Origin of the sequence: Streptococcus jiangnanensis, assembly GCF_040888325.1 — a bacterium.
Taxonomy (GTDB): domain Bacteria; phylum Bacillota; class Bacilli; order Lactobacillales; family Streptococcaceae; genus Streptococcus; species Streptococcus jiangnanensis.
In genome coordinates this window covers 303,272-321,839 of sequence record NZ_JBFNFF010000003.1, presented here as the reverse complement: position 1 = coordinate 321,839, position 18,568 = coordinate 303,272, and the positions used below count along the sequence as shown (strand labels likewise).

The following is an 18,568-nucleotide window of genomic DNA, read 5'->3' as shown; positions in this document are numbered from 1 at the left end:
TTATTTAATGTCGCTCTGTGAGGCGACGATAGAAAGTCAGGTCGTTTTTTAGTCGCTATCGGGCGAACTAAAAACTCCCTGCACTAGATTTTTTATCGAAAAATATCGTTTCTCTAAAAAATCGTCGGAGAATTTATTTAATGGCAACCTGAGAGTTGCCGAATAGAAAGGAGAAGATACATTGTTCGCGGAAGTGAACACGCCCTAAGAACTGTGTGAAAAAGATAAACATCGTCTTGACGCTAAAGGCGTCTGCACCGAGTTTCCTATTTTCACTATGTTCTTTACGGGCTTTGTATCATAAACTATGCCTAAACGTACTGATATTCAAAAAATTATGGTGATTGGTTCTGGTCCGATTATTATTGGTCAGGCTGCTGAGTTTGACTACGCTGGGACCCAGGCTTGCTTGTCGTTGAAAGAGGAAGGTTATGAGGTTGTTTTGGTTAACTCAAACCCTGCAACCATCATGACGGATAAGGAGATTGCGGATAAGGTCTACATCGAACCGATTACACTCGAGTTTGTGACACGTATTCTCCGTAAGGAACGTCCAGATGCCTTGCTCCCCACACTTGGTGGTCAGACAGGGCTCAATATGGCCATGGAATTGTCTAAAAACGGTATTCTTGATGAGCTTGGTGTCGAACTTCTGGGGACTAAATTGTCTGCCATCGACCAAGCGGAGGACCGTGACCTCTTTAAACAATTGATGGAAGAGCTTGAGCAGCCGATTCCTGAATCTGAAATTGTCAACACAGTGGAAGAAGCTGTTTCCTTTGCGACATCAATCGGCTACCCTGTTATCGTTCGTCCAGCCTTTACCCTAGGTGGTACTGGTGGTGGTATGTGTGCCAACGAGGAAGAATTGCGTGAAATCGCTGAAAATGGGTTGAAACTGTCACCTGTTACCCAATGTTTGATTGAACGTTCAATCGCTGGTTTCAAGGAAATCGAATACGAGGTTATGCGCGATTCAGCTGACAATGCCCTCGTTGTTTGTAACATGGAAAACTTTGACCCAGTTGGGATTCATACAGGGGATTCTATCGTATTTGCTCCTGCGCAAACCATGTCAGACTATGAAAACCAAATGCTACGTGACGCGAGCTTGAGCATTATCCGCGCTCTCAAGATTGAAGGTGGGTGTAACGTTCAGCTGGCCCTTGATCCGCATAGCTTCAAGTACTATGTTATCGAAGTAAACCCTCGTGTATCGCGTTCGTCAGCCCTTGCTTCTAAGGCGACGGGTTATCCGATTGCCAAATTGGCTGCCAAGATTGCCGTCGGTTTGACATTGGATGAGGTTATAAACCCAGTTACAGGTTCAACCTATGCCATGTTTGAGCCAGCTCTTGACTACGTGGTTGCTAAGATTCCACGTTTCCCATTTGACAAGTTTGAAAAAGGTGAGCGTCGTCTTGGGACCCAAATGAAGGCGACTGGAGAAGTCATGGCTATTGGTCGTAACATTGAGGAGTCACTTCTCAAGGCATGTCGCTCTCTTGAAATTGGAGTTCACCACAATGAAATGCCTGAACTGGCAACTGTTTCAGATGATGCCTTGATTGAAAAGGTTGTGAAAGCCCAAGATGACCGTCTCTTCTACGTATCAGAGGCCATTCGCCGTGGTTATACACCAGAAGAAATTGCTGAATTGACTAAGATTGATATCTTCTATCTGGATAAACTCTTGCACATCTTTGAAATTGAGCAAGAATTAGGTGCCCATCCACAAGATCTAGAAGTCTTGAAAACAGCCAAACTCAATGGCTTCTCAGACCGCAAGATTGCTGAACTCTGGAAAACAACTGCCGACCAAGTTCGCCAACTTCGCTTGGAAAACAAGATTGTCCCAGTTTACAAGATGGTCGATACCTGTGCGGCAGAATTTGACTCTGAAACACCATATTTCTATTCAACCTATGGATGGGAAAATGAGTCTATCAAGTCTGATAAGGAATCCGTCCTAGTCCTAGGTTCAGGTCCAATCCGTATCGGTCAAGGGGTTGAATTCGACTATGCAACTGTTCACTCTGTTAAGGCGATTCAGGCTGCTGGTTATGAAGCTATCATCATGAACTCAAACCCAGAGACCGTTTCAACAGACTTCTCGGTATCAGACAAACTTTACTTCGAGCCATTAACATTCGAAGATGTCATGAATGTTATCGATTTGGAGCAACCAAAAGGCGTTATCGTTCAGTTCGGTGGTCAAACAGCCATCAACCTTGCGGAGCCTTTGGCAAAAGCAGGTGTGACCATCCTTGGTACGCAAGTCGCTGACCTAGACCGTGCCGAAGACCGTGACCTCTTTGAACAAGCCCTTAAAGACTTGGATATTCCACAGCCACCAGGTCAAACAGCTACCAATGAAGAAGAAGCTGTGCTTGCTGCTCGCAAGATTGGTTTCCCAGTCCTCGTTCGTCCATCTTATGTCTTGGGTGGACGTGCCATGGAAATCGTAGAAAACGAAGAAGACCTTCGTTCTTACATGCGTACCGCTGTTAAGGCTAGTCCAGACCATCCAGTCCTTGTCGATTCTTACATCGTTGGGCAAGAGTGTGAAGTCGATGCCATCTCAGACGGGGAAAATGTTCTCATCCCTGGTATCATGGAACATATCGAACGTGCCGGTGTCCACTCAGGTGACTCAATGGCCGTTTATCCTCCACAAACCTTGTCTCAAAAGGTTCAGGAAACTATCGCAGACTACACCAAACGCCTAGCAATCGGTCTTAATTGTCTTGGAATGATGAACATTCAGTTTGTCATCAAGGATGAGAAAGTCTATGTTATTGAGGTCAATCCACGTGCCAGCCGTACGGTGCCATTCCTTTCTAAGGTAACCAATATTCCTATGGCTCAGGTAGCGACTAAGCTCATTCTTGGTCAAAGTCTTGAAGAACTGGGTTACCAAGATGGACTTTATCCAGAAAGTACTCGCGTTCATATCAAGGCACCAGTCTTCTCCTTTACGAAACTAGCTAAGGTAGATAGCTTGCTTGGTCCTGAAATGAAGTCAACAGGGGAAGTTATGGGTTCTGATACTACTCTTGAAAAAGCTCTCTACAAGGCTTTTGAAGCTTCCTACCTACACTTGCCAACCTTTGGGAATGTTGTCTTTACCATTGCTGATGATGCCAAAGATGAAGCCTTGGACTTGGCTCGTCGTTTCCAAAATATCGGTTATGGTATCCTCGCGACAGAAGGGACAGCAGCCTTCTTTGCCAGTCATGGACTTCAAGCCCAACCTGTTGGTAAGATTGGTGACGATGAACAGGATATCCCAAGCTTTGTCCGCAAAGGGAAAATTCAAGCCATCATCAATACTGTCGGAACCAAACGAACTGCTGACGAAGATGGTGAGCAAATCCGTCGTTCAGCCATTGAACACGGTGTGCCCCTCTTCACAGCCCTAGACACAGCAAATGCCATGCTCAAGGTGCTAGAAAGTCGTAGTTTTGTCACAGAAGCGATCTAGTTGAGAAAGAATTTTCACTGTTTTAAAGCCAGCGTCAGAAAACGCTGGCTTTTGCAATACAGATATTGTCTATTTCAACCATCATTCTTTCCTTAAGAATCATTCTAAATTGTGATATAATAAGGAATAATTGGAAATGGAAAACTATTTTCATTATATTTTCAAAAACTCCATTAAGAAAATAGGTAAAGACAGATTAGAAAGTGTAAAATTCCGATGTCTTCTTACAAAAAAGTCTCTCTTTCTGAGATCAACCAATCTATTGAAACTCCGAATAACAATCATTTTTGGCAAAATCTAAAAGCTTTTTTAGGACCTGGAGCCCTTGTAGCAGTTGGTTATATGGATCCTGGAAACTGGATTACCAGTGTGGTTGGTGGTGCTTCCTACAAATATAGTCTCTTATTTGTTATTTTGATTTCATCCATCATTGCCATGCAACTACAACAAATGGCTGGAAAGCTCGGTATCGTGACTAGGATGGACCTAGCACAGGCAACAGCTCATCATGCTCCCAAGTGGCTTCGCTATAGTTTGTGGCTGATTTTAGAATTAGCTTTAATGGCAACAGACTTAGCCGAGGTTCTAGGTTCAGCGATTGCCTTAAATCTTTTATTTAAAATACCGATTATGGTCGCTATCCTCTTAACCGTTTTAGATGTATTTCTTTTGTTGTTGTTGATGAAATTTGGCTTCAAAAAAATTGAAGCCATTGTTACGACTCTTATTTTAACCATATTAGCCATCTTTACCTATCTGGTGGTCTTATCCAGTCCAAGTATTCAGGGTATCTTTGGTGGTTATTTACCGACTCCTACATTATTTGAAACACCATTACCAGGTCATGAAAGCCAATTGACTTTGGCTCTAGGGATTGTAGGTGCGACAGTCATGCCCCATAATCTCTATCTCCATTCCTCCCTATCCCAAACAAGGAAAATCAATCACAAAGATAAGAAGGATGTTCGAAAAGCCGTGCGTTTTATGACCTGGGATTCAAATATTCAGCTGTCTCTAGCCTTTATTGTCAATTCCTTGCTTCTCATTTTAGGGGCATCTCTCTTTTTTGGTCATGCATCTGAAATTTCAGCTTTTTCTCAAATGTACAATGCTTTACAGGATTCGACAATAGCAGGAGCGATAGCCAGCTCAACTCTGTCAACTTTATTTGCCCTAGCCCTCTTAGCAAGTGGACAAAATTCGACCATTACAGGTACTTTAACAGGACAGATTGTCATGGAAGGTTTCTTGCATCTGAAATTGCCTCAGTGGATTATTCGTATCGCTACCCGTATTTTTGCCTTGCTCCCTGTGATTATAGTCGCCGTTTTGTTTGGACATCAAGAAAAAACCTTGGATCAGTTATTGGTCTATTCACAGGTCTTTCTGTCAATCGCTCTTCCGTTTTCAATCTTCCCTTTAATCTATCTGACCTCTAAGAAGTCACTGATGGGAGAATTCACCAATGCCAAGTGGAACACCATCCTAGGTTACGCAGTTTCAATCATCTTGACCATTCTCAATATCAAGCTTCTTTTCGATATTTTTTAACCTCGTTTGACATCAATTATAGTGTCAGCGTGAAGCTTGACAAATAGAAAGTAGTAGGGGTTGGTTCATAAAAAGAAGTACAAAAAAAGAACAGTGGTAACTGTTCTTTTTTATCATTATTTGAGACCGTATTTTTTGTTGAAACGATCCACGCGTCCATCTGCTTGAGTGAACTTTTGACGTCCAGTGTAGAATGGGTGTGAGTCTGATGAAATTTCCACACGGATCAATGGGTAAGTTTCGCCTTCAAACTCAACAGTTTCGTTAGAGCGTTTTGTTGAACCGCTAAGGAATTTGTAACCAGTAGTTGTGTCCATGAAGACAACTGGGCGATATTCTGGATGGATATCTTTTTTCATTTTGCAATATTTCCTTTCTGCCATGGTCTCTTTGCGAGCCATAGATTGTTACCATACTAGTCTATCAGATTCTGATAAGTTTGGCAAGTCTTTTCCCTGATTTTATTAAAAATCTTGATAAAAAATCACTCCAGTGTTTACTGGAGTGACGGTAGAAGAATGATTAGTTCTCTTGATTTGGAGTTTTTTCTTCTTGTTGATTTTTTACTTCTGTTTCTTTTACTGGTTCTGTGTTTTCTGCTGCTAATTTTGCTTCTTTTTCAGATTCAGTAATTTCTGTTTCTGTTGATTCTGTTACAGTTTCAGCTTCAGCCTCTGTTTCTGTTGGTTCGGCTACTGGCTCAGCTTCTGTTTTTGTTTCAGAGTCAGATTCAGATTCAGTAGTTTCTTCTTTTACTGGTTCTGCGTTTTCTTCTGTTGACTCAGCTTCCACATTAGCTGGTTCCTTAGCTTCTTCTTTTTGCTCGGTTTCCTCTTTAGCTGTCTCTGTTTTATCAGCTGTAGTTTCTTCTTTTTTACGTTCTTGAGATTCTTTTTTGATTTCTTCTACTGCAGTTTTAACGGTAGAGCTTGTTACACGTCCGACAGTCTGAGCAAAATCTTTACCAGACTCAGCTAATTCAGTAAATGACTCTTTTGTAATTTTACCACCTGACATTGCCAAGAGACCAGTTACAACAAGTGCAATGCTAGCAAGAATAGCTAAAATCAAACCAAAGCCGATTGAAATGCCATATCCACCAAAGTTAGACATGTACTTATTTACATTAAAGAGACTATTTAGTGTGACAAGAGTTGCAATTGCACCTGCAACAATGACACCAATTGAGAACCCTTTAGGCATTGCTTTATTCATATTATTCAAGCAAGCAAGAACAATAGACACAATAGCTGCGATAATGACAAACCACCCATCTCCTTGGTAACCATTCACGCTATAGGATCCAAAAGAACCTGCATTTAAACTAGCCCATGGCAAAAGTGAACCAAGGATGGCTACTCCAGCAGAAATGAGAATATACAAACGATTTTTTCCATTATTAAGTCTCCTTTTATTCAGTTTGATTTATTATACCATAAACTGAGGTACAAAGAAACCGTATATTTTAAGAATCTAGCATATAAAAGGCCAAGAAAATTCTTTCTTAGCCTTGGTGAATCTGTAGAGCCTCTTTCAGCTCTTTGTATATTTGTTCGTTTTCTTCTAGACTATAGGAATTGGCGCCACTGGCTAATGGATGCCCTCCCCCGTCGTGTCGTTTGGCTATCTCATTGATAGGAGTGATTTTACTACGCATACGCACACGGAAATGACCATCAGCTTGCTCAACAAAGATAGCCCAAGCCTTAACAGTATCAATTCGGCCAGGTGCTCCGACAATTGCCGCTGTTTCAGCATCTGTAACCTTATATTTTTTCAAGATGTCTTGAGTAAGTAGAACGCGTGCGGCTCCATTCTCATCAACTTCTAAGTGATCATAAACATACCCTTGCAATTTTGCAATCTTGAAGCTCATGGTATCCATTTGACGAGACAGTCCAGCAAAGTCAAAATCAATTTCTCGGAGCTGGCTAGCTATTCTAAAGGTACGGGCACTAGTTGACGGGTAGAGAAAACGCCCTGTGTCCCCGACAATTCCTGCATAGAGAAGTCGTGCCGCTTCACTAGACAAAGTTAGCTGATTTTCTTGAGCAAATAGAGCAATCATCTCACTGGCACTGCTTGAACTTGTATCCACCCAAGATAGGTCACCATAGATATCATCATTTGGATGGTGATCGATTTTGATGGTGAAAGCAGCTTGTTCGTAGCGTTTATCATCGATACGAGGACGATTCGCTGTATCACAAATAATAGCAAGAGCTCCTTGGTAGTCACTGTCTTGGACAGTATCCATTTCCGCCATCCAAGTTAGAGTTGGTTCGTTAAAACCGACTGCTTTGATGGTCTTTTCTGGAAAATGGTGTGTGAGAAGAGCTTTCAAACCTACCTGACTCCCTAAGGCATCCGGATCTGGTTTCATATGACGATGAATGATAATGGTATCGTATTCTTTGATTTTCTCTAAAATTTGCTGGCAAATTTCCATAAATAACCTCAATTCTTTCTCATTTCATTGTAGCACAAGAATTTTTATTTTTAAAATGAAAAAGATATGATATAATGGAGAAAGATAAATTGAGGAGGATGATATGGCATTAGCAAAAATTGTATTTGCCAGTATGACCGGTAATACCGAAGAAATTGCAGATATTGTAGCAGACAAATTGCGTGACTTGGGCTTGGATGTCGATGTGGATGAATGTACGACTGTTGACGCTTCAGACTTCTTGGAGACGGATATCGCAATCGTTGCGACCTATACTTACGGTGATGGAGAATTGCCAGATGAGATGATGGACTTCTACGAAGACCTAGCCGATCTCAACTTGAATGGCAAAATTTACGGAGTGGTCGGTTCAGGAGATACCTTCTACGACGAATTCTGTAAGGCTGTCGATGACTTTGATCGCGTTTTTGTAGCGACAGGAGCAGAAAAAGGTTCAGAGTGTGTTAAAGTGGACCTCTCTGCCGAAGAAGAAGACATCGAGCGTTTGGAACAATTCGCAGAAGAATTGGCTGCAAAAGTAGGATAAGAATCAAACTGCGCTGACTGGAAGAAGTCAGTGCGTTTTTTTATTAGTTATTTTGGGATTTTACTAGCCTATTTGGTAGCTTTTTGATACAATAATTCAAATAAAGGAGGAGACTGTATGAACTTAGATATTATTCGGCAAGAAATTGATCAAATCGACGACCAAATCGTTAAGCTCCTAGAAGAACGAATGCATTTGGTTGAGGGAGTAGTTGCCTATAAGAAAGCCTCTGGAAAACCTATTTTAGATACTAAGAGAGAAGAAATCATTTTTGAAAAAGTCAGAAATAGAGTAGAAGATAAGTGCTATCAGGAGACCATTGTTGCGACTTTTTCAGACATTCTCAAACGTTCGCGTGATTATCAGGATCAAAATATCAAATGAAAAAAGAACAATTCTATCCGCTCGGAATTTTTCTAGCAGCTATGTTGGGTGGCCTTGTCCGCTATCTCATTTCCACTTGGTTACCAGCTAGCCCAGACTTTCCTTGGGGGACCCTTCTCGTCAACTATCTGGGAATATTCTGCTTGGTCTATCTGGTGAAAGGCTATCTGGCCCATAAGGGAACTAGTAAAGGCTTGGTTTTGGCGCTGGGGACGGGTTTTTGCGGAGGTTTAACAACCTTTTCTAGTCTACTCTTGGATGCTGTGAAATTGCTCGATACTGGGCGTTATCTTAGTTTAGTCCTGTATTTGATTTTTAGTATTGGAGGAGGTCTGCTCTTGGCTTATGTTCTAGGGAGGAAGAAATGGTAATCGTTTATCTTGCAATCGCCTGCGGGTTCGGAGCCCTGGTGCGTTATTTCTTTTCCCGCTATAATCAACCTTCAAAATTGCCATTGGGAACTCTCATTGCCAATCTTCTAGGATGTTTTTTAATTGGCCTATTCTACAATCATGTGGAGTCCAAGGAAATCTATGCTATCCTAGCGACAGGTTTTTGTGGAGGGTTAACGACCTTTTCAACCTTGAATGATGAGCTACAAAGACTGTTAAGTGACAAGAAGGTATTTTATAGCTATTTTCTCTTAACTTACATAGGCGGTTTTCTAGCGATTTTTTTAGGAATTCTGCTATAAATTTCTTTACTTTTAGGTGGAAATTTGGTAAACTGTATCTTGTGTGTAATGGACGCACAAAAATACAGTTTATCCGCTGAGGAAGGTTCCTCAAGATTGACAAAGATAGGAGAATAAAATGAATCCATTAATCCAAAGCTTGACTGAAGGTCAACTTCGTACAGATATCCCATCATTCCGTCCTGGTGACACAGTTCGTGTACACGCGAAAGTTGTCGAAGGTAACCGTGAACGTATCCAGATTTTTGAAGGTGTTGTTATCGCACGTAAAGGTGCTGGCATCTCAGAAAACTACACAGTTCGTAAAATCTCTAACGGTGTAGGTGTTGAGCGTATCTTCCCAATCCACACTCCACGTGTTGAAAAGATCGAAGTTGTTCGTTACGGTAAAGTACGTCGTGCGAAATTGTACTACTTGCGTGCTCTTCAAGGTAAAGCAGCTCGTATCAAAGAAATCCGTCGTTAATTCGACTAAAAAACTCTGCTCACCCAGCAGGGTTTTTCTCTAGCTCCCTTAGTTCAATGGATATAACAACTCCCTCCTAAGGAGTAGTTGCAGGTTCGATTCCTGCAGGGGGCATATAAACTATTGATTTTACTGGGTTTTTGAGGCGTTCCGCCCCAAATCCGCCCCTAAATTTGAGAATATCTCTCTTACTTCCGAATTACTTGCCTCCTCTAATTCCTTCAACGGTGAGCGTACACCTCAATAGTGATGTTCATATTCTCATGGCCAAGGATTTTAGAGATAGATAGTAGTTCAACGTGTTTTGAAATCAAAAAAGAAGCATAAGTGTGCCTGAGAGAGTGAGCATGGACATTTCTTCCAACGATATATCTTAAGGCCTTATTGACTGCATTGTTTGATATGTTAGAGAAAATACGATTATCTTTATTTTCCAGCCAATGATCTTGTCTGTACTTTTTTAATAATTCTAGAGTTGAGTCGTCAAGTGGTATCTTTCGGATACTGCTTTTTGTTATGGCTTGAAGCCATAATAAAAAAGCTCACGAGCTTGAAGAGCTTGCTCATGAGCTGAATTGGTTTCGTTTTGAAGCAGATATCCTATCAAATGATAGCAACTAGTTCAAAATTAGCATTTTCTGGAAACAAATAAATTGGATATGATTCTTTTGTTTCGAGATTACGGAACTGGTAACCAAAATAATCTTTTTTGGCATTTGAATTTTTTTCAGTTAGTATTTCAAGATTAGCTTGTGATAGTAGTTTAAAAATCTGAATACGAGCTTGTTCCATATCAGGCACTTCGTTTAAGGCTCTTAGTTCGTGTTCGCTTGGGAATGCACTTATCAATTCTTCTCTATTATCTAAATAGGTTATAGAATCATCTAGATAACCATATTTTAATTTGAAATCGATAAATGATAAATTCCTGTATTCTTGATAGGTTACAAAGGTAATATTTTTATCTTGGAATCGGTAGACGAGGGAATCATTTTGTAATTCATCCTTAAATTCCGTACGACCAATCAAAAAATTATGACAAGCTTCTAAAATACGAATTTGATTTAGATTCATTCTCATTTCCTCCATTCTATTGGAATTTTGACTAAAACGGTGAGAGGTCCTAGTCAAGATTATTATAGCAATTTAGGAGGATATTACATCAGCCTTGAGACTGATATAGGAGGTTGAATGGAAGATAAAATCATCGAACTTGCTGATTACATCATCAGCGAATCTAAAACATATAGAGAAGCTAAAATAGCGTGTGAGAAGCTATTGAGACAAGTTAGCCACGAGATAGAACTCAGAGCGCTGGAAAGTGAGACGAAACAATAGAAAGGGAATATATGAGTCAACAACATCAAAAGTGGATTCAGATTGTCAAAGACAAACTGAATTCAAAAGGAATGACACAAACACACCTTGCTCGTGCTTGTGGAGTAAAGAAGCCTACCATTTCAGAATTGCTGAAGTATGGTAAGGGAAGCGACAGATTGAAAAACCGAGTGTGCGATGTCCTAGGCATCGATGAAAGCAGGGTTGATTTAGGAGAGTAGGAGGGGTAGAAAGATGCCAGAGAAAAAAGAAAAATACCACGATAGACGTGGTAGATCTGATGAATTGAAGGTTGAAAAAGTTATCCACCTTTCAATTTTGAGAGACGAAGGAACTGAAGCGGATAAAATTCGAATTGTCAAGCAATATTACAATATGGACGGCGATCTAATTTTGAATTAGATCCTTACTCTCAACATTATCAAGAATTTTTAGATTTGCGTTGATTTTGTTTATCTTTGTCCAAATCCAAAATATCTTGTAGTAATTGCTCGTTGTCATGGCGTTCGATATACCATTTTTGCATAAGTAATTCTATAAATTTCAGCAGCATGTGAGCCTCATTGGGTTCAATATCTACTATAAGATTTACATCTTTTTCTGGATGAGCTCCAATGTTTCCAAGTTTTCGTAGGGCATCAAGTACCTTTTTAGTACTTGGATCAACAAGATCTTTTAAAGCGTCTATCTCATCTACTAATCTTGCTTTCGAAATTCCCCAAAAATCCCTAATCATTCCTTGTAAACAACGTCTAGAGAGGGTTGCGGAGGATTTGGGGCTGAGATTTAAGATAGCGTGAGCTTCTTCATAATCATTTCTGATTGTTTGCGGGATGTAATCTGGATAGGCTTTAGCGAGAGAAATTGGATTGAAGTGCATAATTCGATTCGGGAATTGACTTCCTACGCCCACGATATCGATTGAAACTTTATGACAGTTTGGACAATTCATTGTTTGTATTGCTATTTTGTCGCTTAAATTTTCCTCAACCTTAATATGTGGACGTCGAATCTGAAAGTAGTGTTCTTCTTCTCGGAATGTATCGTAGTGGTTTGGGACTGAATAACCGCAAAACAAGCAGAATAGCTTATTAGAATCCATAAGATTTCTCCAATCGTTTTATTATCTTTATTATACCAAATTTAAGAAGGAATAGATATGATACATCATTACATAACTCATTACGCAAGCGATGGGAAAGATTACGCTGAAGCATGGATTCAAATCAATATTTTTGGAATGTGCTTTTGTCTATGGAAAAAGCGTACAACCATTGAACGATTGTACGCAAACGAAGACTAGACTTTTTTCCAGCCATTGCCTTTAGCTGATGTCGGAGGGAGCCGATCACCTTTTCCGATAGTTGCGGTATGACCATTAGTGACTTTTCCACCTCGAGGTCCTACCTCTACATAGTAACCAGGCTTCTGATTATCTGTTCCAGGTTTTATAGGAGTCTTTGACATAAGACTACTCCTTTCTGTTGAAATTTTGACTAAAACGGTGAGAGGTCTTAGTCAAGATATATTATATGCTAAAAAACAATTTTTGTCAATATATTGTGTAAACAACAGGAAGAAATTCAAAAAAACACAATATATAGTGCAATTGCATATATGGGCATAAAAAGTAAAAAAATAAAGATATATAAGGAGAAAAAGGCTATGCTTTGGGAAAAAATATCTGAAAAACTTTCAGAACGAAATTGGACAGTTTATAAACTTTGCTTAAAAGCATGTATCGAACCTGCTGGAATCTATCGTTTAAGAGATGGAGAGGTGAAAGCTTTATATTTTGACACGGTTAAGAAAATTGTTGATGAGTTGGAAATCAGCGTAGATGAATTAAGGTAACAAAAAAGCACCTAACGGAAGTCAGCTTGGACGAATTTAGAAAGGAACGTTGAATGAAATAGCATTATCAAATAATCTTAGTTGAAATAATTGTATTGACGAGTGAGCTTTAAGGCTCTATAATGTTTTTGAGGGAACAAAAATCAAAATTAACGAATTTGAGGTTTTTGTACTCTCAAGATTTAAGTAACTGTATATTTAGATAATATTAGCAATTGTCTAACTTATATCAAAAACCGCTCTGCTGAGCGGTTTTCGTCTATTCTTACCTTTTGCTACAATACCCACTTACGAATAGCATGGGCTACGCCAGATTCGTCATTCGTTTTGGTGATGTATTTGGCGATTTTTTTGAGTTCAGGATTTCCATTTTCCATAACAACGGGATTTCCAACGACTTCCAGCATGGCGCGGTCATTTTCTTCGTCCCCGATCGCCATGGTTTCATCTTTGGTCAATCCGAGTTTTTCAGCTAGGTGGGTAATAGCTGAACCCTTGTCTACATTCTTTTTAAGGAGTTCGAGGTAGAAAGGAGCAGATTTGTTGATGGAGTAGCGCTCGTAAAATTCGGCTGGAATCTTTTCAATCGCAGCATCGAGAATTTCTGGTTCATCAATGAACATACATTTGACGATTTCCTTGTCAGCCATTTCTTCGGGAGTACGGTAGAAAATGGGCATGCTGACGAGGGTTGATTCGTGCACCGTGTATTTTCCGATATTGCGATTGGCAGTGTAGATACCATCCTTGGTAATGGCGTGCATGTGGACACCGAGCTTGCGACTGAGGAATTCCATATCCAGATAATCCTCATAGGTCAAGGATTCGCTGATAATCTCATGGCCAGTAGCAGTCTCTTGGACAAGGGCACCGTTGAAGGTTACAACATAGTCACCCTCGTCTCTCAACTTTAAGTCGTTCAGAAGTTTGGCAACACCTGCGATGGGACGACCCGTTGCAATGACGACTTTGACACCGGCTTCTTTGGCGTCTTGGATGGCTGAAAAGACTTCAGGAGTGATTTCCTTTTTACTGTTAACCAGGGTACCATCGATATCGACGGCGATTAGTTTAATACTCATATATTTCCTCTATTCGTTCTTATTTGGGCTAAAATGGTCGTTCTCAATCAAGTGTAAAAATTGCTGGGTGATACTTGCGAAGATGCTGTTTTGATCTAACATTTCTTTTGGGAAATAGAAACGATTATCTCCGTGGCGGCTGCCAGCAAGGGATTGGACGATAGGAGATAGGCTAGAGAGTTCTGCCAGCTCCCCATTTTTTTGTAAAATTTCAATCTGAGTCCGTGGATTTTCAGATTCGGGACGATAGATATCATAAGGGAGGTCAAAGTTCTTATGAATAGCAGTGTAGTAGTCTGGATCAAAACCGATTTCTTTAACCAGTTGTCTCATGGTTGCGAGTTGGTCTTGGTCTTCTTGTGAAAAGGTGATGGATTTAAAGACTTTACGGTTGACAAAGCGTTGCGACAAGTCTGCGAGAATCTTGTCAGGACTGGTCATCCAGAGCTGGAAGTAAGTATTCATCACGCCATCATCAAGAGCCAGATAGTCAGCGAGAGTGACTTTCTTCTCGAAAAAAGGGAGTAGATGTGGAGAAGTTCGTGAAAAGAAGTCCTTGTCTTCAGGATAGAGTTCCTTAGCGCGTTTGAGGAGATTTTGTAGGAGAACTTCCATGGCCCGTGTTGCTGGGTGGAAATAAACCTGCATATACATCTGGTAGCGACTGAGAACATAGTCTTCGATGGCATGCATACCGTTGCGCTGAAAGGCGATCCCATTTTCGACTGGACGAATGACTCGAAGGATTCGAGTCAGGTCAAATTCCCCATAAGATGCTCCTGTAAAATAGGAGTCGCGCAAGAGATAGTCCATGCGGTCTGCATCAATTTGACTAGAAATGAGCTGCACGACCTGCTTGTTAGGATAGGTATGGTCGATAACACTGGCTACCTTTTCTGGGAAATCTGGCGCCACTTGAAGCAGGACTTGGTGAATCTCTGTCTCAGGACTTTGGATGATTTCCTGGGTAATAGCTTCATGATCTGTATCAAAGAGATGTTCAAAAGTATGGGAGTAGGCACCATGCCCAAGGTCATGAAGGAGCGCAGCGGTCATGGTCAAGAGAGACTCAGCAGGATCCCATTCTTCAGGATATTTTTCTTCAAAAATCTCTGTGATACGTCGTGCAATCTCATAGACCCCCAAACAGTGGGAAAAGCGACTGTGCTCCCCACCATGAAAGGTATAGCTGGAAGTTCCTAGCTGTTTGATACGACGCAGACGTTGAAATTCTTTTGTATTGATCAAGTCATAGATGACTTGATTATTGACATGGATATAGTTGTGAACTGGGTCACGGAATACTTTTTCGTTCATATGACCATTATAGCAAAATCCTGCTCTTTTTGGTAAAATAGTAGGACAAGAGACAAGAAAGAGGATTTGATGTGAAGATTCGGATGCGAAATACGATTCAGTTTGATGAGCAGTTGGAAGTGATTGACCAGCTTTATGACGTTGAAGTGCATGAAAAAGGGGATTATAGCTATCTGCTTTTTTATAATGAGGAAAAAGAAAAAGTGGTTCTCAAGTTTCATGAAGAAGAACTGGTGATGACCCGTTTTTCCAATCCGAAGACCATTATGAAATTTCTAAAGGAGAGTGATAGTTTAGCCTATATTCCGACTCCAATGGGGATGCAGGAGTTTATCATTCAAACGAGTCACTACAAACTGGATGGGCAAAAGATTGAGCTAGCCTATCAACTGCAAAACCAAGAGGGACACCACTTTGCCAGCTATCAATTAGAAATTACTTGGGGATAAGAAAAAGGTTGGCGAATGCCAACCTTATTTAATATAGAGTTCTTGATTTTTCAGGACAATTTCACGCACACTTGCGAATTTCTTGAGTTTTTTAAGTTCTTCAGGATGGGTTACCAGAGTAACAACATAGCCTTCTTTTCCCATGCGACCTGTACGGCCAGCACGGTGGGTATAGGTTTCCATATCTCTAGGAACATCAAAATTTACGACGCATTCTAGGCTATCAATGTCAATTCCACGAGCCAGAAGGTCAGTTGCAAGGAGCAGGGTTAGCTGCTTGTCCTTAAACTTTTCTAAGATAACTTTTCTAAACTTAACATTGACATCACTAGCGAGGGAAACGGCCAAGACATCTCGATACTGTAATTTTTCCTCAGCACTTCCAAGGTCTGATAAGCTGTTAAAGAAGACCAGACCACGGAAATCCTCAACATGAGCTAGTTTTCGCAGCATATCAACGCGGTGACGTTGGTCTACCTGCATATAGAAATGTTGAATGTTGTCTAGTTTTTGATCAGAGAGATCAATGGTATGTGTGTTGGGCGCAATCTTTTCTTGGTCAAACTTGGTCGTCGCACTCATGTAGATGAGTTGGTGGTCACGAGGTGCGTAGTGAGTGATTTTCTCGACAAAGTGAATCTGAGAATCATCTAGCAATTGGTCAAATTCATCCAGGATGATGGTTTCCACATTCATCATCTTGATTTTTTTCAATTTAATCAACTCAAAGATACGGCCAGGAGTACCGATTAGAATTTCTGGTCCTTTTTTTAGGCGTTCAATCTGACGTTTCTGACTTGAACCTGATAGGAAGAGCTGAGCAGTCAAGCCGATAGCCTCTGCCCAGGTTTTACACACGTCAAAAATCTGTCCGGCCAGTTCTGTATTTGGTGCTAGGATCAAGAGTTGTTGGGCTTTTTTCTTTTGTAGTCTGAGAAGGCTTGGTAGGAGGTAAGCGAGGGTCTTACCAGTTCCTGTTGGACTCACTCCCAGGAGGTTTTCTCCAGCAAGTATAGGCTCAAATAGTTGAATTTGAATGGGGGTAAATTCCTGGAAACCGAGCTGGTCGCTCAGTTCTTGCCATTCAGTCGGTAGTTTGGTTTTCATTTTTCTGCCTCAAATCTAATGCCAGCAGTCTGGCGCATGGTATAGAGTAAATCATGAACAGAGCCTGCATCATCCAGCCAGTTCTGGTAAAGTGTCTGGTCTGGTTGTTGGATCATCTGAGCAAACGCAGCAACTTCCTCAGTCATCGTATGAGGAGCCTGTTGGATAGGGAGCTGGACTTGATTTCCTTGGTGGTCGCTAAAAATAGCTGAGCGGGCATGCTCAATCGTGTTAAGGGTCAAGGTTCCATCTGCTGTGTAAATCTCACAAGGAAGATTGGAAGTGATGTTTTTCCCAGCCTTGATATGAACTTGAAAGTTAGTGTAGAAGAGGATACCGTCTCCATTTAGGTCAATGCTATTGTCAAGCTGTTGAGCCTGATAAGTCGCGTCTTGAGCCTTACCAAAGAGGCGAATAGCAGCATAGAGAGGATAAATCCCCAAGTCCATAAGGGCTCCACCAGCAAAACGATCTGAAAAGACATTGGGAGTCTGTCCAGCCAACAAGTCAGGCATCTTGGAAGAATACTTGGCATAGTTGAAATCTGCTCCCAATACTTGCTTGTCTGCTAAAAAGCTTTTGATAGTAGTAAAAGCTTCCTCGTGGTAGTTTCGTGCAGCTTCAAAGATAAAACAATTATTTTTCTCAGCTGTCTGTCTCAAATCCAGCCACTCTTGTGGCTGAGTGACAGCTGGTTTTTCAAGAATGACATGCTTGCCAGCAGACAAGGCAGCCTTGGCCTGAACAAAATGCAAGGAGTTTGGACTGGCGATATAGACCACATCAAAGGAAGACTTAAAGAAGTCTTCTAATTGATCAAAGAGTTGGATATTTTCATAGCGAGAAGCAAAGGTTGCGGCAGTTTCTAGTTTTCTAGAATAGACTGCAACCAGCTGGTATTCTCCGCTAGCATGGGCTGCTTCTATGAAATGATGGCTGATAGCCCCTGTTCCGATGACACCTAATTTAAGCATAAATACTCCTTTTTCGACTTCAATTCCTTCCTTCATTATAACATAGAAAAGAAGGACTATCCAACAGATGGTAAAAATTTTCAAATGGGCTACGAATCTCTTGGAGAAAGTGGTACAATATTTAGATAAGTAGATGATATGAGAAGGGGGAGAAAATGAGATTATTACCAATAAGGAAAATATCACGTCAGTCTAAGCGACTAGCGCTTTTTTTGACTTTTTGTGCAGGATATGTCGATGCTTATACTTTTATCGTGCGAGGGAATACCCTTGTCGCTGGACAGACTGGGAATGTCGTTTTTCTTTCTGTAGGACTCATTCAACAAAATGTATCGGATGCCAGTGCTAAAGTAATGACCTTGTTGTCCTTTATGATGGGTGTCTTTTTTCTGACATTGTATAAGGAAAAACTACGAATTGTTAAAAAGCCGATTTTGTCCTTGATTCCTCTTGCAGTCCTGTCCCTAATTATAGGCTTTGTGCCGCAAACGGTTGATAATATCTATCTCGTACCGCCCTTGGCCTTTTGTATGGGATTGGTGACAACTGCTTTTGGAGAAGTATCAGGTATTGCCTATAATAATGCTTTTATGACAGGGAATATCAAACGAACCATGTTAGCTTTTGGAGATTATTTCCGGACCAAGCATACGCCTTTCCTACGAGAGGGCTTGATTTTTGTTAGCTTGCTTAGCAGTTTTGTCTTCGGAGTTGTTTTTTCAGCTTATTTGACGATTTATTATCAGGAGAAGACAATTCTAGGTGTTCCTCTTATGATGAGTATCTTTTACTTCAGTATGCTTTTTGCTTCTTGGAGAAAAAAAGGGAAAGAAAAAGCTTAAATTTGATTGATTTCGCTTGTAAGAAAAAAG

The 18,568-nt window shown here is 40.7% G+C and carries 24 protein-coding genes and 1 tRNA gene; 14 read left to right on the top strand and 11 right to left on the bottom strand.

What is annotated here, in order from left to right; translation table 11 throughout:
- The first annotated feature begins 307 nt into the window (after window positions 1-307).
- Together carB and AB2B49_RS06090 are read left to right on the top strand one after the other, a co-directional pair.
- Window positions 308-3,484 (top strand): carbamoyl-phosphate synthase large subunit, encoded by a 3,177-nt coding sequence (gene carB, locus AB2B49_RS06095; protein WP_049506025.1) that lies wholly within the window; start codon window positions 308-310, stop codon window positions 3,482-3,484.
- 216 nt (window positions 3,485-3,700) lie between these two features.
- A complete protein-coding gene (locus AB2B49_RS06090; protein WP_049506023.1) occupies window positions 3,701-5,035 on the top strand; it encodes an Nramp family divalent metal transporter in 1,335 nt (444 codons plus the stop codon).
- Between the two features lie 116 nt (window positions 5,036-5,151).
- On the opposite strand, the gene AB2B49_RS06085 is transcribed toward AB2B49_RS06090, so the two are convergent.
- From AB2B49_RS06085 to AB2B49_RS06075, 3 genes are all read right to left on the bottom strand, one after another.
- The gene (locus tag AB2B49_RS06085; protein WP_000710762.1) at window positions 5,152-5,394 is read right to left on the bottom strand and encodes a type B 50S ribosomal protein L31; all 243 of its coding nucleotides are present in this window, start codon (window positions 5,392-5,394) and stop codon (window positions 5,152-5,154) included.
- Window positions 5,395-5,557: 163 nt separating this feature from the next.
- Window positions 5,558-6,418, bottom strand: coding sequence for a lantibiotic ABC transporter permease (locus tag AB2B49_RS06080; RefSeq protein WP_239682024.1), 861 nt, complete (start codon window positions 6,416-6,418; stop codon window positions 5,558-5,560).
- Between the two features lie 121 nt (window positions 6,419-6,539).
- On the bottom strand, window positions 6,540-7,484 hold the full coding sequence (locus AB2B49_RS06075) for a DHH family phosphoesterase (protein ID WP_049506020.1): 945 nt from the start codon (window positions 7,482-7,484) through the stop codon (window positions 6,540-6,542).
- Between the two features lie 103 nt (window positions 7,485-7,587).
- Here AB2B49_RS06075 and AB2B49_RS06070 point away from each other — a divergent pair, with 103 nt between their 5' ends.
- From AB2B49_RS06070 to AB2B49_RS06045, 6 genes are all read left to right on the top strand, one after another.
- Window positions 7,588-8,031 carry a flavodoxin gene (locus AB2B49_RS06070; RefSeq protein WP_049506018.1) on the top strand — a complete coding sequence of 148 codons (444 nt, stop codon included), beginning with the start codon at window positions 7,588-7,590 and terminating at the stop codon, window positions 8,029-8,031.
- A 117-nt stretch (window positions 8,032-8,148) separates the two neighbouring features.
- Window positions 8,149-8,415, top strand: coding sequence for a chorismate mutase (locus AB2B49_RS06065; protein WP_049506016.1), 267 nt, complete (start codon window positions 8,149-8,151; stop codon window positions 8,413-8,415).
- The gene (gene crcB, locus AB2B49_RS06060; RefSeq protein ID WP_049506014.1) at window positions 8,412-8,786 is read left to right on the top strand and encodes a fluoride efflux transporter CrcB; all 375 of its coding nucleotides are present in this window, start codon (window positions 8,412-8,414) and stop codon (window positions 8,784-8,786) included. Before AB2B49_RS06065 ends, crcB (AB2B49_RS06060) begins: the two co-directional genes overlap by 4 nt.
- Window positions 8,780-9,109 (top strand): fluoride efflux transporter CrcB, encoded by a 330-nt coding sequence (gene crcB, locus AB2B49_RS06055; RefSeq protein WP_049506012.1) that lies wholly within the window; start codon window positions 8,780-8,782, stop codon window positions 9,107-9,109. Before crcB (AB2B49_RS06060) ends, crcB (AB2B49_RS06055) begins: the two co-directional genes overlap by 7 nt.
- Window positions 9,110-9,227: 118 nt before the next feature.
- A complete protein-coding gene (gene rplS / locus AB2B49_RS06050) occupies window positions 9,228-9,575 on the top strand; it encodes a 50S ribosomal protein L19 (RefSeq protein ID WP_001068669.1) in 348 nt (115 codons plus the stop codon).
- Window positions 9,576-9,617: 42 nt separating this feature from the next.
- A tRNA-Arg gene (locus AB2B49_RS06045) sits at window positions 9,618-9,689 on the top strand.
- 107 nt (window positions 9,690-9,796) lie between these two features.
- Here AB2B49_RS06045 and AB2B49_RS06040 read toward each other — a convergent pair.
- Window positions 9,797-10,069, bottom strand: coding sequence for a tyrosine-type recombinase/integrase (locus tag AB2B49_RS06040; protein WP_231110166.1), 273 nt, complete (start codon window positions 10,067-10,069; stop codon window positions 9,797-9,799).
- A 109-nt stretch (window positions 10,070-10,178) separates the two neighbouring features.
- Window positions 10,179-10,649: a hypothetical protein gene (locus AB2B49_RS06035; protein ID WP_049506010.1), complete on the bottom strand. Its 471-nt coding sequence runs from the start codon at window positions 10,647-10,649 to the stop codon at window positions 10,179-10,181.
- Between the two features lie 117 nt (window positions 10,650-10,766).
- On the opposite strand from AB2B49_RS06035, the gene AB2B49_RS06030 reads away from it, so the two are divergent.
- From AB2B49_RS06030 to AB2B49_RS06020, 3 genes are read left to right on the top strand one after another with little or no spacing between them, the layout of a single operon-like run.
- Window positions 10,767-10,913: a hypothetical protein gene (locus AB2B49_RS06030; protein WP_180367601.1), complete on the top strand. Its 147-nt coding sequence runs from the start codon at window positions 10,767-10,769 to the stop codon at window positions 10,911-10,913.
- An 11-nt stretch (window positions 10,914-10,924) separates the two neighbouring features.
- A complete protein-coding gene (locus tag AB2B49_RS06025; protein WP_049506008.1) occupies window positions 10,925-11,134 on the top strand; it encodes a helix-turn-helix domain-containing protein in 210 nt (69 codons plus the stop codon).
- Between the two features lie 13 nt (window positions 11,135-11,147).
- Window positions 11,148-11,315, top strand: coding sequence for a hypothetical protein (locus AB2B49_RS06020; protein WP_196769372.1), 168 nt, complete (start codon window positions 11,148-11,150; stop codon window positions 11,313-11,315).
- 19 nt (window positions 11,316-11,334) lie between these two features.
- On the opposite strand, the gene AB2B49_RS06015 is transcribed toward AB2B49_RS06020, so the two are convergent.
- Both AB2B49_RS06015 and AB2B49_RS06010 read right to left on the bottom strand, forming a co-directional pair.
- Window positions 11,335-12,015, bottom strand: a complete 681-nt coding sequence (locus AB2B49_RS06015) for a DUF4145 domain-containing protein (protein WP_049506006.1) — start codon at window positions 12,013-12,015, stop codon at window positions 11,335-11,337.
- 197 nt (window positions 12,016-12,212) lie between these two features.
- Entirely contained in the window at window positions 12,213-12,380 is a 168-nt protein-coding gene (locus AB2B49_RS06010) for a YjzC family protein (protein WP_009729999.1), read from the bottom strand.
- A gap of 198 nt (window positions 12,381-12,578) precedes the next feature.
- Between AB2B49_RS06010 and AB2B49_RS06005 the strand changes: the two genes are divergently transcribed.
- Window positions 12,579-12,767, top strand: a complete 189-nt coding sequence (locus AB2B49_RS06005; RefSeq protein ID WP_049506005.1) for a helix-turn-helix domain-containing protein — start codon at window positions 12,579-12,581, stop codon at window positions 12,765-12,767.
- Window positions 12,768-13,042: 275 nt separating this feature from the next.
- Here AB2B49_RS06005 and yidA read toward each other — a convergent pair whose 3' ends face one another.
- Together yidA and AB2B49_RS05995 are read right to left on the bottom strand one after the other, a co-directional pair.
- Window positions 13,043-13,849, bottom strand: a complete 807-nt coding sequence (gene yidA / locus AB2B49_RS06000) for a sugar-phosphatase (protein ID WP_049506003.1) — start codon at window positions 13,847-13,849, stop codon at window positions 13,043-13,045.
- 9 nt (window positions 13,850-13,858) lie between these two features.
- On the bottom strand, window positions 13,859-15,166 hold the full coding sequence (locus AB2B49_RS05995) for an HD domain-containing protein (RefSeq protein WP_049506001.1): 1,308 nt from the start codon (window positions 15,164-15,166) through the stop codon (window positions 13,859-13,861).
- Between the two features lie 71 nt (window positions 15,167-15,237).
- Here AB2B49_RS05995 and AB2B49_RS05990 point away from each other — a divergent pair, with 71 nt between their 5' ends.
- The gene (locus tag AB2B49_RS05990; protein ID WP_080980005.1) at window positions 15,238-15,615 is read left to right on the top strand and encodes a YwiB family protein; all 378 of its coding nucleotides are present in this window, start codon (window positions 15,238-15,240) and stop codon (window positions 15,613-15,615) included.
- A 24-nt stretch (window positions 15,616-15,639) separates the two neighbouring features.
- Here the strand turns inward: AB2B49_RS05990 and AB2B49_RS05985 are convergent, their stop codons facing one another.
- Together AB2B49_RS05985 and AB2B49_RS05980 are read right to left on the bottom strand one after the other, a co-directional pair.
- Window positions 15,640-16,722: a DEAD/DEAH box helicase gene (locus tag AB2B49_RS05985; RefSeq protein ID WP_049505998.1), complete on the bottom strand. Its 1,083-nt coding sequence runs from the start codon at window positions 16,720-16,722 to the stop codon at window positions 15,640-15,642.
- Complete coding sequence (locus AB2B49_RS05980; RefSeq protein ID WP_049505997.1) at window positions 16,719-17,696, bottom strand: Gfo/Idh/MocA family protein; 978 nt, start codon at window positions 17,694-17,696, stop codon at window positions 16,719-16,721. Before AB2B49_RS05980 ends, AB2B49_RS05985 begins: the two co-directional genes overlap by 4 nt.
- A 155-nt stretch (window positions 17,697-17,851) precedes the next feature.
- On the opposite strand from AB2B49_RS05980, the gene AB2B49_RS05975 reads away from it, so the two are divergent.
- Window positions 17,852-18,538 (top strand): YoaK family protein, encoded by a 687-nt coding sequence (locus AB2B49_RS05975; protein ID WP_049505995.1) that lies wholly within the window; start codon window positions 17,852-17,854, stop codon window positions 18,536-18,538.
- The last annotated feature ends 30 nt before the right edge of the window (window positions 18,539-18,568 follow it).

Coding starts and splice junctions, on each gene's coding strand:
- crcB (WP_049506012.1), top strand. CDS start 8,780: ATGGTAATCGTTTATCTTGCAATCGCCTGCGGGTTCGGAGCCCTGGTG.
- AB2B49_RS06005 (WP_049506005.1), top strand. CDS start 12,579: ATGCTTTGGGAAAAAATATCTGAAAAACTTTCAGAACGAAATTGGACA.
- AB2B49_RS06075 (WP_049506020.1), bottom strand. CDS start 7,484: ATGGAAATTTGCCAGCAAATTTTAGAGAAAATCAAAGAATACGATACC.
- AB2B49_RS06015 (WP_049506006.1), bottom strand. CDS start 12,015: ATGGATTCTAATAAGCTATTCTGCTTGTTTTGCGGTTATTCAGTCCCA.
- AB2B49_RS06035 (WP_049506010.1), bottom strand. CDS start 10,649: ATGAATCTAAATCAAATTCGTATTTTAGAAGCTTGTCATAATTTTTTG.
- AB2B49_RS06085 (WP_000710762.1), bottom strand. CDS start 5,394: ATGAAAAAAGATATCCATCCAGAATATCGCCCAGTTGTCTTCATGGAC.
- yidA (WP_049506003.1), bottom strand. CDS start 13,849: ATGAGTATTAAACTAATCGCCGTCGATATCGATGGTACCCTGGTTAAC.
- rplS (WP_001068669.1), top strand. CDS start 9,228: ATGAATCCATTAATCCAAAGCTTGACTGAAGGTCAACTTCGTACAGAT.
- AB2B49_RS06020 (WP_196769372.1), top strand. CDS start 11,148: ATGCCAGAGAAAAAAGAAAAATACCACGATAGACGTGGTAGATCTGAT.
- AB2B49_RS06030 (WP_180367601.1), top strand. CDS start 10,767: ATGGAAGATAAAATCATCGAACTTGCTGATTACATCATCAGCGAATCT.
- AB2B49_RS05995 (WP_049506001.1), bottom strand. CDS start 15,166: ATGAACGAAAAAGTATTCCGTGACCCAGTTCACAACTATATCCATGTC.
- crcB (WP_049506014.1), top strand. CDS start 8,412: ATGAAAAAAGAACAATTCTATCCGCTCGGAATTTTTCTAGCAGCTATG.
- AB2B49_RS06010 (WP_009729999.1), bottom strand. CDS start 12,380: ATGTCAAAGACTCCTATAAAACCTGGAACAGATAATCAGAAGCCTGGT.
- AB2B49_RS05975 (WP_049505995.1), top strand. CDS start 17,852: ATGAGATTATTACCAATAAGGAAAATATCACGTCAGTCTAAGCGACTA.
- AB2B49_RS06090 (WP_049506023.1), top strand. CDS start 3,701: ATGTCTTCTTACAAAAAAGTCTCTCTTTCTGAGATCAACCAATCTATT.
- AB2B49_RS06025 (WP_049506008.1), top strand. CDS start 10,925: ATGAGTCAACAACATCAAAAGTGGATTCAGATTGTCAAAGACAAACTG.
- AB2B49_RS06070 (WP_049506018.1), top strand. CDS start 7,588: ATGGCATTAGCAAAAATTGTATTTGCCAGTATGACCGGTAATACCGAA.
- AB2B49_RS05980 (WP_049505997.1), bottom strand. CDS start 17,696: ATGCTTAAATTAGGTGTCATCGGAACAGGGGCTATCAGCCATCATTTC.
- AB2B49_RS05985 (WP_049505998.1), bottom strand. CDS start 16,722: ATGAAAACCAAACTACCGACTGAATGGCAAGAACTGAGCGACCAGCTC.
- carB (WP_049506025.1), top strand. CDS start 308: ATGCCTAAACGTACTGATATTCAAAAAATTATGGTGATTGGTTCTGGT.
- AB2B49_RS06065 (WP_049506016.1), top strand. CDS start 8,149: ATGAACTTAGATATTATTCGGCAAGAAATTGATCAAATCGACGACCAA.